This window comes from Terribacillus sp. DMT04 (assembly GCF_019056395.1).
In the GTDB taxonomy this organism is placed as follows: domain Bacteria; phylum Bacillota; class Bacilli; order Bacillales; family Amphibacillaceae; genus Terribacillus; species Terribacillus aidingensis_A.
On the sequence record NZ_CP077639.1, the window covers coordinates 360,600 to 374,150 of the forward strand.

The following is a 13,551-nucleotide window of genomic DNA, read 5'->3' on the forward strand; positions in this document are numbered from 1 at the left end:
GCACGTGATGTGCTGCCTTTTTTAGTGCTGCCCAGCAAGTTGCCGGCCAGTGGGGATAGGCTTTTTGTGATTAACAATCTTTTCTAAATGTCTCCGGTAAAGGAACATGACAATCATATGAATTGGTGCTTGTGTATATTTATATACAATCCAAGGCAGAGCCGGAAGATATTCATGTATTGCCACAATCATCTCTTGCTTGCCTGGTATTTGGCGAAACTCAATGCGTCCTTGCTGGCTTTCTTTTGCGTTGGCAAACAGTCCGCCAGTTATATAGTACAGTGCACGATGCGAAGTACTTCTTTCTTTTGCGTAAGACAAGATCAGCAATGGCTGTTGCATGAATGACAGATAGATTTTGCAGTTCAGCTGCTCATCTACTTTCGTTCGTACAAAAGGTCTCAGCGACTCGGAAATCCAATGCATGTAATGTCGTGCAGCCCAGCCGGCATCCTGGCCGGAAGGGAGTGGCATACGCTGAACAGACCGGACATCCTGCCGCGGCGGAAGAGACGGGATTTTAGATTTCTTGCTTGAAGAACTTTTGCTTTGCTCTTCTTCTTTCAGTGCCTGCTTGGCTGCTTCTTCAAATGTGATCCTGCCATCGCTTATTCCTTCTGCGTAATGAGATTTGCTCGCAACCATTGGATGAGACAAGCTCTCAATCAACGGGTACACGGTTTCCTTTGGCATGCCGCTAACGAGAGAAACCCACAGGCGCGAGAGGTTGACAGTAGGAAAGGGAACATTAACACTGCGAAAGTTCTTACCCATAACATGTGCGAGATTTTGGAGTAACTCTTTATATGTCATCACCTCAGGTCCGCCAACGTCGATTGCTTTATTATCCACATCGCGGTTTCCGACACTTCTCTGTAAAGCGGTTAGCACGTCAGCTAAAGCGATAGGATGTGTCTTCGTTCTTGTCCAGCTCGGCAGCAGCATGACAGGCAGCCGATTCACTAACTTTTCTGCGATTGGGAAAGACGAACCTTTCGGGCCAACAATCAGACCTGCTCTTATCGTAGTAACAGGAACGCCATAAGATCCAAGAATCTTCTCTACTTCCAGTCTGCTGCGCAAGTGGCGCGAAAGCTTCTCCTCGGGCGGGATAATTCCGCTTAAGTAGACAATTTGCTTTATACCATTCTTCTTCGCTGCTTGCGCAAAGTTATCAGCAAGAATAACATCCATATCTTCAAAACGAGCTTGTGTTAGTTTTGCGGATGGTTTCATAGAATGAACAAGATAAACAGCAATGTCTGCTCCTTTTAGTCCTTTTTCGGTATCCACTTGGGAGAATAAGTCGCATGACCGCCATGTGACTTGTTCTGTATTTTCTCGCTTATCGCCGCTGCGTGACAACGCAATGATATCAAAGCGTTTTTTCAGCTTTTCCAAAAGGTGACTGCCAATATAGCCGCTTGCTCCTGACAAAGCAACAACTGGCCGTTTCTTCTGTTCTGTCTGCATCTTCTTTTTCGCTCCTGTCTTCTTGGTTCTTGTCTTAAGATACCCTTCTTCTGGGTGGTTGTAACACAAAAAGACCTTCTCTGAAGAGAGAAGGTCAGCTTGGTGCAAGTGTCGTTTTATTTGTTTCCATATAAAGCTGTGCCAGGACAGTTTGAAGCTGGTTCAATTCTTTTTGCAGATTAAGTTCATGGTACGCTTGCAGAGCTGCGGGCTGTTTGGTATTAAGGATAGTCAATACATTTGCAAGCTGGTTCTGCAGCGCATCATAGTGCCCATCCGATAGCTTGTCTTTCCGTTTCTGGAAAGCCATGAGCAAATACCCGGCGTGCTGTGCATGCATAATAGCTGGCCATAGTATCTCTGCCTGCTGCTGAGAAGCAGAGAAATCTCCCAGGCTTCGTTCATAAGCAGCACGCAATCCTATTAAGCTGTTTGTTAGTTTTTTCAACTGTTTTCGTTCTTGCTTATCTGTATGAATGGCGTGAAGCAGCTCTTGCATATGCTGTATGCTGTCTTTCAATAAGAATGGCAAGAAGCGAGAGTGAATACCTCTCCATAAAAGCAAGACAGCTGCAATCGCAATGATGCTGCCGAAAATAGTATCGACAACTCTAGCTGTCACAAAATAACTAATCGCATTGCCAGGATTCATTGTTTCCACGATGACCAGTACAAGTGGTGCGATGAACATGTTGGCAAAGACATAGTTTCGTACAATAGATAATTCCACACAAAGCTGCAATATACCAACAGCAGCAATTAAATAGTAGCCTGACGGTTCTAGTGACAAAATCAGGCCGCCGATTACGGTGCCGACAATCGTACCAAGCGACCGCTGGATTGCCCGGTGAATGGTAAGTGTTGTGTTAGCACCAATCAGTACAGCTGCACAAGCTACTGGAACCCAATAGGGGCGGTTGAATCCTAAACTATGTGCCAGCAGGGAGGCAATCATGATAAACAGGCCGTAAAACAAAGCATGCCGGACAGTGAGATTGGTAAACGAGATTCCGCTGACAAGCAATCTCCAAGCAGATTCTGTTTTAACTGAGGTGAACGCTTCTGCTTCTTCCTGCGAAGCTAATGTATAGGCCTGCTCTAATTCCAGCTGAAGCATTTTTAATGATTCACAGGAGGTGTTATGTGCTGGCCAATTTCCTTTTGCACCTTCTATTGCATCTATTACTGCGTGGAGCTGTGTTTCCATCGCTTGCAGTTGTTCCGAAGTCAAATTAGCATTCTTGAGCTGCGTCATTGTATGAAAGATATCTGTCGCAAGCTCGTGCAAGCGCAGTGTACTTGGCTTTCGTTTACTATCATAAATAATGCGGTCAGCTTGCTTTAATGTCAGGACAGTTAAATGCTGCATCTGAAAGAAGGATGTTGTCCCAATCGATTGCAGCATCGCCATCAACTGGCGATAAGATTTTATAATAACTTGTTTTTCATGATTTTTTTTTGCCCAAATCCAGCTCGCCATTGCAAGCAGCCAGGAAAGTGCGCCGCCTAGTAAAACGTAAAAGCCTCTTTCCCAGGCACTCTGCGGATCAACTGGCAATCCTGTGGCCAAGCAGAAGATGAGGACAAAGAACATAGGACCGGGTATAACAAGCTGAAAGGTGTTCAAGACGTAAAAGGCAATTACACCGATAACTCCGGCAACAATGGATAGGGTGAACATATACGGTGCAAGTAATGTTCCAAGCACCATGGCAATTGTAAGGCAGACAGCAACTGCAGCTAGTTTCTTTGCACGTTGTTTGTATGTTTCTGCGCCTATATATAGGAAAGTGAAAGCGCCTAGCGCAGCGGAAAATCCATGAATAATATCGCCGAGCAGCAAGCCGATTACTATCGGTAAACAAGTAGCGAGACCAGATCCAATCGCTCTGTTCCAAGGAAATGCTGCTGAACGTACACGCAGTGCATCGCGAAGTGCAAGTCGTGTTGGTGCTTGTGGCAATTGATAATCTTTCATATAAAATCCCTTCTTTTCTAGCCATAATCCCCATAAAAAAGGGCTTAATCAGATCTATTATATTGTAATGCAATTCACAAACTAATTCAATCGAGTGAAGTAAATGGAGGTACTTATCAATAAATGAAATCCTGGAATCAAATTGATTGCAACACGTTCATTTATACTTTTTAATGTTATGATAATAGTTATACAAGAATTTATTATTGCGCTAATAAAGGAGCGATACGTAGATGGCGAAAAAGAAAAAGCCAGCAGGCAATACACCACAGGCTGCATCCAAAACATCCAAAGTTATTGTGTGGATTGTCCTGGCGATTGTCTTGTTGGTTGCTGCATTGGTTCTGATTAACTCTTATACGGGATCATCTAGTGACGAAGCAAAGGAAATTAATTACGAAAATCAGCCAGTCCTCGGCGATGAAAATGCGCCGGTCAAAATAGTGGAATTTGGTGATTATAAATGTATCCACTGTCAGAACTTCCACGACAGTAACTTCCCGGTTATTGACCAAGAATTAATCCAAACCGGCAAAGCGAGTTTCTACTTTATGAACATGCCGATTATTAATCAGCAATCAAATGAAGCAGCGCATTTTGCAGAAGCTGTTTATCAAGTGCTTGGCGATGACGTATTCTGGGATTTCCATGATGCCTTATACGAAGAAGACTTGAACACAGCATTCTCTGAAGAACTGTTTATGGACAAGCTTCGTAATATTGTCAGCACAGAAGAAGCCGAAGAAGTGCTGCATGTGTATCAGGAAGATGGAGCCGAGGATGCAGTTGAATCGGATAAAGAGACAGCAGCAGATCTAGATGTAGAAGGAACTCCTACTATCTTTGTTAACGGAAAACTTTTCGAAGGCGAAGACATGAATGATTTGATAGAAATGGTGAATAAGGAAACACAGGGGGCAAATTAATGAATAAAAGTCTCCTCATTGCTTGGGTTGCTGCGCTGTTTGCTACATTGGGCAGTCTTTACTTCAGCGAAATCATGAAATTCGTTCCATGCACATTATGCTGGTATCAGCGGATTTTGATGTACCCAATGGCGATTATTCTAGGTATTGCATTCTATAAGAATGATTTGCGGATTTATCAATATGCACTGCCGCTTAGTATCTTAGGATTTCTTGTTTCTGGATACCATTATCTGCATCAAAAAGTACCTGCTTTGCAGGACGCTAGTATTTGTTCAAGCGGTGTGCCTTGCTCCGGTTATTATATTAATTGGCTCGGTTTCATTACGATCCCGCTTCTGGCTTTTACTGCATTTACGAGTATCACAATTTGTTTGTTTATCTTGCGCAGTAAGCGTGCATAAAGAAAAGCATTTGCCGATCTGGCAAATGCTTTTTCTTATAATATAGTAATTTGCAGTAAGGAAGGGATAAGCAGTCCTGCCCAAACCAAAGTCATACCAGCAGCCATAATCATTCCAATGGTAGAGAAAGTTCCTTCTTGTTCGCCGTATTCCATTGCTTTGTTTGTACCTACACCATGTGCTCCCATGCCGAGTGCCAGCCCGCGAGCGACGGGTGATTTAAGTGACATCAGGCGAATGACGTAAGGGCCGATGATGCCGCCTGTTACACCCGTAACAATCACAAATACCGTTGTCAGTGTTGGTAAGCCGCCAATTGTTTTTGATACTTCAATTGCGATAGGTGTTGTAATGGATCGAGGCAGAATACTGATGAGTAAGTCGCCGTTGAAATGCAAGACGAGACTAAGCAGTAAAGAAGACCCGATGGCGACAAGTGTTCCAGCTGCAATACTGGTCAAGATAATTATAATGTTTTTTCGTAATAGCGGTGCATGCTTGTAAATTGGTATAGCAAATGCAACCGTAGCAGGACCGAGCATATGTGTCCAAAGGCTGGATGATAATGCATAATCACTCGGCTGCAAGGAAGACAACTGAATGATAGCAATCAAAATCAACGGACACAGCAGCAGCGGGTGAAAGAATGGCAGCGGCCATTTTTTATACACAACCTTCGATGCGCGGTAGATAACGTAGGTTACAATCGTGCCGATTAAGATGATTAGCGCAGTTGTCATAAATGATGCTCTCCTTTCCTTTTTCGTCGATACAATCTTTCAGCAGTAAACCCAGTAGCGGCCATCACGATGAAGGTGCTGATTAGAATTAGCAGCAGCGTCTCCAGTCCTTGCCAGTTTAAAATTTCTTTGTAATTCAGAATACCAACTGCTGAAGGGACAAAGAAAAGCAGAAGTTCAGCTAACAGCCAGCCCCCTGCTTTTTCAATCCACTCCAACTTGACGATACCTGCAAATAAGCTTAGTAATAACAAGACCAGACCTACGATGGAGCCTGGTACCGGAAGTGCTAATATATGTGCTAAGCCGACACCGGCAAAATAAAATACGTGAATGAGCGCTAGCTGAGAAAGGATGGTAAGTGTTTTTCGAACCATGGATCTTCCTCCTAACGGAAATTATCGATACCTTTTTTATTGATAATTCCATCATACTGCTGCTTCACGTATTCGTAAAATACATATATCTTATAGTATGTATAACTTGCGGTTATATCGGGTTACAGAAAGAATTCAATGAACCTTCTGCCTGCATAAGAAATATACTTCTCCTTTTTCGTAATAATAGCCAGATTCCAAGGGATAGAAGGTGTTAAATCAATAATACGTATATCTGCATTATACGTACGATTGCAAATGGACTCTGGAAGAACGCTGACACCTAAGTTGGCTGCTACCATTTCACTAATAAAATCCCATTGTGCACTTTTAAAAAGAATATGAGGTTCAAAGCCTTCTTCAATACAACGTTTTCGCATAATATCGTGAAGCGCAAACTCCTCATTATAGAAGATAAAGTCTTCATTCTTTAATTCTTTTAATTCAACAAGACTTCGATCAGCTAGCGGGTGCTCCCGATGAACCATTAGCTTCATGTCTTCCTCGACAATCGGATAATAATTGAACTCTTTCGCATCTATTGGCATCACGGCGACACCTAGCTCGAATTCTCCTTCATCAACAGCTTTCACGACGCGAGCTGCACCGTATTCGGTAATATTAATAGTGACATTTGGGTAAGTCTGATGGAAGCGAGCCATTACCTTTGGAAAGAAGAGACTCCCGATAATAGGCGGAATACCAATCGTGACAGCTCCCTGCTGTAAGTCGGTAAGATCTTGGAGAGTCGTCTGCATCTCATCTAATTGTGCAAGTACTTGCTGGCTGTACGTATAAACAACTTTACCGGCATCTGTTAGGGTACTGGATTTGTTCGAACGTTTGAACAAGGTGATACCTAATTCTTCTTCCAGACTTTTGATAGTCTTGCTGAGTGCTGGCTGAGATATGTGCAAGTTTTCTGCTGCTTTCGTAAGTCTCTTTTGTTTTACAATTTCGACTAGATAGCGTAGCTGGCGCAATTCCATATTATTTCCGTCCTTTCTTTTGTTCTAGTATACCCATTTCTGCTTTGGAGAGAAATGCTATAATACAAGGACTACCAGATAAAAGGAGTCCTGCAGATGGGTTACGAGATAAGTTCATTGACTGCTGATGATGCATATACAGTTTTACACTGGCGTTATTCCCCGCCTTATGATTTGTACAACCTTACCTATACAGAAGGTGCGGTGATGATGCTTATGGTAGGTGACTATTACGGTGTGTACGAAGGTGGGTCACTGCTTGGCTATTTCTGTGTCGGAGAAGATGCGCAGGTTCCTGGTGGCAATTACAGTGACAGAACCTACTTGGATATCGGGATTGGTATGGCGCCGCAATTGACCGGACAGGGGAGAGGGAAGGTCTTCTTTCGTGACATTCAAAATTGGATAGAAGAAAATAAGCAGCAAACACATCTCAGGCTCACAGTTGCAGCATTTAATGAACGCGCTATTCATTTATATAAAAATGCTGGATTTCGAGAAACAGGGCGTTTTGTGCGTGATGCAGATCAATTATTATTCCTTATTATGACAAAGAGCCCATGTTAACGCATGGGCTTTTGTTTAGGTGAGGGCTTTTTCCGGATTATAAGCAGAGACGTCAATTGTTGGTTCTTCGCCCAGCACGAGCTTCGCAAGCTGAGAGGCGATGTAAGGTCCCATTGTAAGACCGGATGCTCCTAAGCCATTAATAACATGTAAATTATTGTGACCTGGCATTTGCCCAAATACCGGCAGAAAACCCGGGGTGAATGGACGAAAGCCGACCCGTGTTTCGGCTAAGCTTGCTTGTTCCAGTCCCGGAGCTACTTGGAACGCTTTGTTTAATACTTCATGAACACCGCTTGCTGTGATGCGTGTATCCATCATGGTGTCATTTTCATGTGTCGCACCAGCAACGATTTTGCCATCTGGAAAAGCGAGCAAGTATTGATCATTAGGCGGCATAATGACTGGCCATGCAGCTGTTTGTCTGTCTGTTAGCTGCAAGTGGCAAATCTGCGCTTTCTGAAAGCTGACTTGCAGATTATAGCCTAATGGCTCTAACAGCTGTTTTGCCCATGCGCCTGCTGTCACGATGACTTGATCAGGTAAAAGTACTTCATTGCCTGCTGTCACGGCTATGTTTCCAGCGTTTAACGATAATGCTGCATCAGCTTGTATAAAGCGTGCTCCGTGTTTTTGAGCTGCGCGGTGTAAACTATTCCGTAGTGCTCTGCCGTCAACCCGTGCTGCACCGCTGACATGAACAGCGCCGTAGCCAGGTGCAAGCAGTGGGAACAGCTTGCGTGCTTCTTCTTCAAGCGGTGTAATGGTACCGATTTCCGGGGCGTCGGCTTTCCGCTTTTCTGCACGTTCCCGCATTCCGTCCAGTTTTTTTGGGTCATGATGTAAGCTAATGGCGCCTACGCGAGCGTAGCCTGTTTCTTCTTCTCCATCTTGACGAAGTTCTTCGATAAGTTGGGGATAGTAACTGGCACCGCCTTTCGCTAACCGGTACCAATCCTTATTTCGGCGCTGTGACAGCCATGGGCAGACTATTCCTGCTGCGGCGTCTGTAGCTTGTCCTGTGTCAAAACGATCGATGACGGTTACTTGCATGCCTGCTTTCGCAAGCTGGTAAGCAGTCGCCGATCCTGCAATTCCTGCTCCAATTACTGCTATGTGCATATCGAACATCCTTTTCCTTCATTTCGCTACGAGTATACCATAAAAAGAATCATTTTTTTTCAGTACCAAATGGAGCGAAGTTGTAGTATAAGTTAGAAGTAGATGAAAAAATTATAAAAGGATCGGTATACACATGGTGACAAAAAGTCGCAAGCTGTTTCAGCGTATTCGAATTCATCCGCCGCAATTCTTTGCTTTGGGGTTCCTTGTATTAATTGGATTAGGAACGTTTTTATTGATGCTGCCATTTGCTACTGCTGACAGACATCACTTGTCTTTTGTAGATGCGTTGTTTGAAGCTACATCTGCCGTTAGTGTGACAGGGCTGGTAGTGGTGGATACCAAGACAACCTTTACACTATTTGGCCAAATCGTGCTGTTAGGCCTCATTCAAGTTGGCGGCTTAGGATTCATGACGCTGACGGTCTTTATTGCTTTAATGCTCCGGCGCAATATAACCTTTGAGGAACGTCATTTAGTCAAGGAATCGCTGAATCAAGATTCCTATGAGGGCATCGTCCGTATGGTACGGTTTGTAATTGTGTTTGCAGTGATTTGTGAGCTGATTGGAACGATCATTCTCGGGTTGCATTGGGGAGATCGTTTTGGCTATCCGAAATCCTTTTACTATGGGCTGTTTCACTCTGTTTCTGCATTTAATAATGCTGGCTTCGATATTATGGGTGATTTTAGCAGCATGACAGCATTTACCGGTGATGTAACTGTTAATGTAACACTTACATCACTGCTGATTTTAGGCGGAGCTGGATTCATTGTAATAGCGGATCTTTTCCAGAGAGTAAAGGCAAAGAAGCGGATTACATTGCATACGAAGGTAGTCCTGTGGATGACAGCTATTCTGATTATCGCCGGAACAGCAGCTGTATTTGTTTTGGAATACAGCAATGCGGCTACGATTGGAAACCTTTCATTAAAAGATAAGCTGCTTGCTTCTTATTTTCATGGTGTTGTCCCTCGGACTGCGGGCTTTAACTCCTTGAATACAGGAGATTTAACACTTGGTTCGCAGGTCGTGACCATGGCGCTCATGTTTATTGGCGGCGGAACGGGGGGAACTGCCGGCGGTATTAAAGTGACGACCTTTGCTATCTTGCTGTTAGCAGTATGGGCATTGATTAAAGGCAGGCAGGAAGTAAATATAAGCAATCGGAGACTGCCTTTGGATTTAGTGTTCCGGGCTTTTTCCATTACCACGTACTCGGTTTTGCTTGTATCTGTGTTCATATTCCTGCTTTCTATAACAGAAACTGGTTTCGGTCTTAACGTCATTGCTTTTGAAGTGATTTCTGCATTTGGCACAGTAGGCATGTCGCTTGGATTAACGACGGAACTGACTGAAGCAGGCAAGCTGCTGCTTTCCATTCTCATGTTTATGGGAAGAGTTGGTCCGATTACGATTGCATTCGCATTGGCTTTTCGCACAAAATCCACAGCTGTACGAAATCCGGAGGAGCGAATTATTATTGGTTAGATACATGCGTATGAATCCGTTTTCGGTTTCTCTTATTCTATATTTCAGATAGAATAGGGTTTACATTATAAAAGAGTAAGGAGTGATGAAAGTGGATAAAAAAGAAATAGAGATATTAGAGTTATTAGAAAAGAACGGGAGAATGGATGTACATACAATCGCCCAAATGGTGGAGCTATCGCCGGAGGAAGTGGAGCAGGCAATTCAGAAATTCGAAGACCAGCAAATCATCCACGGATACTCTACGCTGATTGATTGGACGGAAGTACTTGGATATGAAGGTGTTACGGCAATGATTGATGTGAAAGTGACACCTGTAAGAGGGAAAGGGTTTAATGATGTTGCGGAACGCATTTATCGTTTCCCGGAAGTGAAAGCTGTGTATTTGATGTCAGGCGCTTATGATTTGTCTGTATCAGTAGAAGGGAAAACAATGTCACAAGTTGCGCGCTTTGTATCGGAGAAACTATCCACTTTGGACACCGTTATTTCGACAACAACGCACTTTATTCTGAAAAAGTATAAACATGATGGCATTATTTTCGGTGAGGATGACAATAACGACCGCAGAATGCCGGTGAGCCCATGAGTTCGGATACAAGTCGCTTTATCGCGGAGCACGTCGATTCCCTTAAGCCTTCCGGAATCCGCCGCTTCTTCGATTTAGCTTCGACAATGGAAAACGTTATTTCTTTAGGCGTAGGTGAACCGGATTTTGTTACACCTTGGAATGTGATTGAAGCTAGTTATCACTCATTGGAACAAGGATACACTGCTTATACCGCCAATGCGGGACTGCTTGAATTGAGGCAACTGATTGCAGAATACTTGCAGTCTGCTTACGCTGTTCCTTATCGGGCTGAGGATCAGGTGATTGTAACAGTCGGTGCGAGTCAGGCAATTGATATTGCATTGCGGGCAATTTTGAATCCGGGCGATGAAGTAATCATTGTGGAACCTTGCTTTGTAGCCTATGCGTCTGCGGTTACACTTGCTGGTGGGGTGCCGGTTTCTGTTGGTACACAAGCAGCCAATGAATTCAAACTGCAGCCGGAAGAATTGATGAATAGCATTACGAAAAGAACGAAAGCTATTATTTTATGTAACCCGAACAACCCGACTGGTACTATGCTGAGCCGGGAAGAACTTTTGCCGATTGCAAATTTAATCCAAGAACATGATTTGCTCGTTTTATCAGATGAGATATATGCAGAACTCAGCTATGACGATGGCTATGTCAGTTTTGCGAGTTTACCAGAAATGTATGAGCGTACTATCCTTATCTCTGGTTTCTCCAAGTCATTTGCTATGACCGGCTGGCGTCTGGGCTATGCTGCAGGCCCTGCCGCATTGATTCAAGCGATGACTAAAATCCATCAGTACACGATAATGTGCGCACCGACAATGGCGCAGTATGGTGCAGTGGAAGCCCTTCGCAGTGGCTCGGCAAGTGTAGAACAGATGAAAAAAAGCTACCGCCAGCGCCGAAACTTTGTTATGACTGCCTTTGAAGATATGGGCTTGATGACGAATAGACCTGGCGGAGCATTTTATATCTTTCCATCTATCAAGGAAACGGGACTGTCCTCAGAAGAATTTGCCGAGGCTTTGCTGATAGAGGAGAAGGTAGCTGTTGTACCGGGCAGTGTATTTGGTGAGAGCGGTGAAGGCTATATTCGCTGTTCGTACGCAACTTCGATGAAACAGCTGACAGAAGCAATGAAACGAATCAAGCGCTTTGTGGAGCGTCGACTCATATAAGAAAAGCCCTGCCAGTAATAATCTGACAGGGCTTTTCGTTTTATTCATCAAGCAATAACTTGTCACGGCCAAACTGGAACCAGTTTTTCACAAGCTGTTTTTGATCTTTATCAAGGCTGGTAAGGCCTTGATCAGATTCTGCTGCAAATACAGCATCACTATACAGCTTGCCTAATTCATGAACATGATCATTATGACGCTGGAAGATTGTAAAGTTCAAAGGATCTTCTTCTGTTGCATTCTCATTACTTACAACGACAATGCCGTCTGTTAATCTTGTCATAATTGGCGAACCGCCGACGAATTTTTGAATGCCTTGCGGATCTGCTGGTACGGACTTAGCTTGAAAGTCTCTTTCTGGTTTAAGGACAAGTGCTGATATCTTTGCCATTATAACTCTCTCCTTCGATGCTTTTCTTCCATTAAAGCATAAAGTAATGTTAGTCGCTATTACTCTGCTTTTGTCGGAACCCAGCCTTTCATTTGGAGAATGATCTTCCACAGCTGCTCAGGGATACCGTGATGATCTTCACGTGCTGGGTCAATTAAGCGGATAATCTCGTCTTCACGTCCTTCTTTAAGCTTCGTAGCAAATGCTGGATCAATCAACATCTCACGGCCCAGCGCAATAAGCGGTACACCTGTTGCTTTCGCTGCTGCAACATCTTCAGCAGAATATAAAGAACCGACGCCAATTAAAGGAATACGTCCATTGATGCGCTCCTGCAGCAAGTCAATTCGCTTGGCATTTGTATCTGCTCCGCGGCGAGCTTTGGAATGGAAGTCCATTAGTGATACATGCAAGTAGTCCAATGGCTGCTCCACAAGGACGTCCATTAGCTCTAGTGTCTCTTTCATTGTTAGTCCAGGAGTTTCTGGTTCCTCTGGAGAGAAACGGTAGCCGATAATAAAGTCTTTAGAACCGTATTTCTCAACAGCTTTCTTAACTGTATCAATGACAGCTAATGGGAAGCGCAAACGATCGCCCCATTCATCCTCACGTCGGTTGGAGAAAGGAGAGAAGAACTGCTGGATGATATAACCATTCGCTCCGTGAATTTCTACACCGTCGAAGCCTGCTTCAATTGCACGGCGTGTAGCTTCACCGAAGTCTGCGATGATTTGCTCTATTTCGGCTGTTTCCAATGCGCGTGGTGTTACTGTGCCTTCTTTCTCAACGGCACTTGGAGCAACAATGTCACCATTTGGTACGAGTTCAGCTACCGCTTCACGGCCGCCGTGGTGCAACTGGATAATCGCTTTGGCGCCTTCTGCTTTAATTGTATCTGCCTGTTTCTTTAATCCGGGAATATCTGTATCATGCGCGACAGATGGTTGGCCGGGAAACGCTTTACCGCTGTCAGATACGTTAGATGCAGCAGTAATAACCATTCCAATATCTTTGGAACGTGGTGCAATATAGGAAAGCTCCTGATCTGAAATTGTGCCGTCAGGGTTTGATGCATAATGTGTCATCGGAGCAAGGACGAACCGATTCTTTAATGTAACACCATTTGGCAGTGTTAAGTCTTCAAAAAGTGGTGCATATTTTTCATTCATAAATTATGATTCCTCCTCGTGTATAGATTGTATTCTAGACAGTTGTGAAAAAGGTAGCAAACAAAATGCTCATTCGTAACCGAGTTACCAATTGTAACAGGACATCTGCCAAAAGGTTCTGCAGTCATGCTATACTGTTTACATAACACAGACAGGAGTAAG

General features: G+C 43.9%; 14 protein-coding genes. 6 read left to right on the top strand and 8 right to left on the bottom strand.

Annotated elements, in window-relative coordinates; translation table 11 throughout:
* Window positions 1-21 precede the first annotated feature (21 nt).
* Complete coding sequence (locus KS242_RS02000; protein ID WP_217322781.1) at window positions 22-1,473, bottom strand: NAD(P)H-binding protein; 1,452 nt, start codon at window positions 1,471-1,473, stop codon at window positions 22-24.
* A gap of 94 nt (window positions 1,474-1,567) precedes the next feature.
* The gene (locus tag KS242_RS02005) at window positions 1,568-3,451 is read right to left on the bottom strand and encodes an FUSC family protein (protein WP_217322782.1); all 1,884 of its coding nucleotides are present in this window, start codon (window positions 3,449-3,451) and stop codon (window positions 1,568-1,570) included.
* Between the two features lie 233 nt (window positions 3,452-3,684).
* On the opposite strand from KS242_RS02005, the gene KS242_RS02010 reads away from it, so the two are divergent.
* Window positions 3,685-4,377, top strand: coding sequence for a DsbA family protein (locus KS242_RS02010; protein ID WP_217322783.1), 693 nt, complete (start codon window positions 3,685-3,687; stop codon window positions 4,375-4,377).
* Window positions 4,377-4,781, top strand: coding sequence for a disulfide oxidoreductase (locus KS242_RS02015; protein ID WP_217322784.1), 405 nt, complete (start codon window positions 4,377-4,379; stop codon window positions 4,779-4,781). The genes KS242_RS02010 and KS242_RS02015 overlap by 1 nt, the downstream gene beginning before the upstream one ends.
* Before the next feature lie 35 nt (window positions 4,782-4,816).
* On the opposite strand, the gene KS242_RS02020 is transcribed toward KS242_RS02015, so the two are convergent.
* The 3 genes from KS242_RS02020 to KS242_RS02030 all read right to left on the bottom strand — a co-directional run bounded on the left by KS242_RS02020 (window position 4,817) and on the right by KS242_RS02030 (window position 6,887).
* Window positions 4,817-5,521 carry an LrgB family protein gene (locus tag KS242_RS02020; protein WP_217322785.1) on the bottom strand — a complete coding sequence of 235 codons (705 nt, stop codon included), beginning with the start codon at window positions 5,519-5,521 and terminating at the stop codon, window positions 4,817-4,819.
* Window positions 5,518-5,898 carry a CidA/LrgA family protein gene (locus KS242_RS02025; RefSeq protein WP_217322786.1) on the bottom strand — a complete coding sequence of 127 codons (381 nt, stop codon included), beginning with the start codon at window positions 5,896-5,898 and terminating at the stop codon, window positions 5,518-5,520. The genes KS242_RS02020 and KS242_RS02025 overlap by 4 nt, the downstream gene beginning before the upstream one ends.
* A gap of 122 nt (window positions 5,899-6,020) precedes the next feature.
* A complete protein-coding gene (locus KS242_RS02030; protein WP_217322787.1) occupies window positions 6,021-6,887 on the bottom strand; it encodes a LysR family transcriptional regulator in 867 nt (288 codons plus the stop codon).
* 96 nt (window positions 6,888-6,983) lie between these two features.
* On the opposite strand from KS242_RS02030, the gene KS242_RS02035 reads away from it, so the two are divergent.
* Window positions 6,984-7,454 carry a GNAT family N-acetyltransferase gene (locus tag KS242_RS02035; RefSeq protein WP_217322788.1) on the top strand — a complete coding sequence of 157 codons (471 nt, stop codon included), beginning with the start codon at window positions 6,984-6,986 and terminating at the stop codon, window positions 7,452-7,454.
* A gap of 15 nt (window positions 7,455-7,469) precedes the next feature.
* Here the strand turns inward: KS242_RS02035 and KS242_RS02040 are convergent, their stop codons facing one another.
* A complete protein-coding gene (locus KS242_RS02040) occupies window positions 7,470-8,576 on the bottom strand; it encodes an NAD(P)/FAD-dependent oxidoreductase (protein ID WP_254391781.1) in 1,107 nt (368 codons plus the stop codon).
* Window positions 8,577-8,709: 133 nt separating this feature from the next.
* On the opposite strand from KS242_RS02040, the gene KS242_RS02045 reads away from it, so the two are divergent.
* The 3 genes from KS242_RS02045 (at window position 8,710) to KS242_RS02055 (ending at window position 11,829) form a co-directional block, all read left to right on the top strand.
* Window positions 8,710-10,068 carry a TrkH family potassium uptake protein gene (locus KS242_RS02045; RefSeq protein WP_217322790.1) on the top strand — a complete coding sequence of 453 codons (1,359 nt, stop codon included), beginning with the start codon at window positions 8,710-8,712 and terminating at the stop codon, window positions 10,066-10,068.
* An 85-nt stretch (window positions 10,069-10,153) separates the two neighbouring features.
* On the top strand, window positions 10,154-10,657 hold the full coding sequence (locus KS242_RS02050; protein ID WP_217322791.1) for an Lrp/AsnC family transcriptional regulator: 504 nt from the start codon (window positions 10,154-10,156) through the stop codon (window positions 10,655-10,657).
* On the top strand, window positions 10,654-11,829 hold the full coding sequence (locus tag KS242_RS02055; protein WP_217322792.1) for an aminotransferase: 1,176 nt from the start codon (window positions 10,654-10,656) through the stop codon (window positions 11,827-11,829). The genes KS242_RS02050 and KS242_RS02055 overlap by 4 nt, the downstream gene beginning before the upstream one ends.
* Window positions 11,830-11,869: 40 nt before the next feature.
* Here KS242_RS02055 and KS242_RS02060 read toward each other — a convergent pair whose 3' ends face one another.
* Window positions 11,870-12,220 carry a DUF3846 domain-containing protein gene (locus KS242_RS02060; RefSeq protein ID WP_217322793.1) on the bottom strand — a complete coding sequence of 117 codons (351 nt, stop codon included), beginning with the start codon at window positions 12,218-12,220 and terminating at the stop codon, window positions 11,870-11,872.
* Between the two features lie 59 nt (window positions 12,221-12,279).
* Entirely contained in the window at window positions 12,280-13,389 is a 1,110-nt protein-coding gene (locus KS242_RS02065; protein WP_217322794.1) for an NADH-dependent flavin oxidoreductase, read from the bottom strand.
* Between the last annotated feature and the right edge of the window lie 162 nt (window positions 13,390-13,551).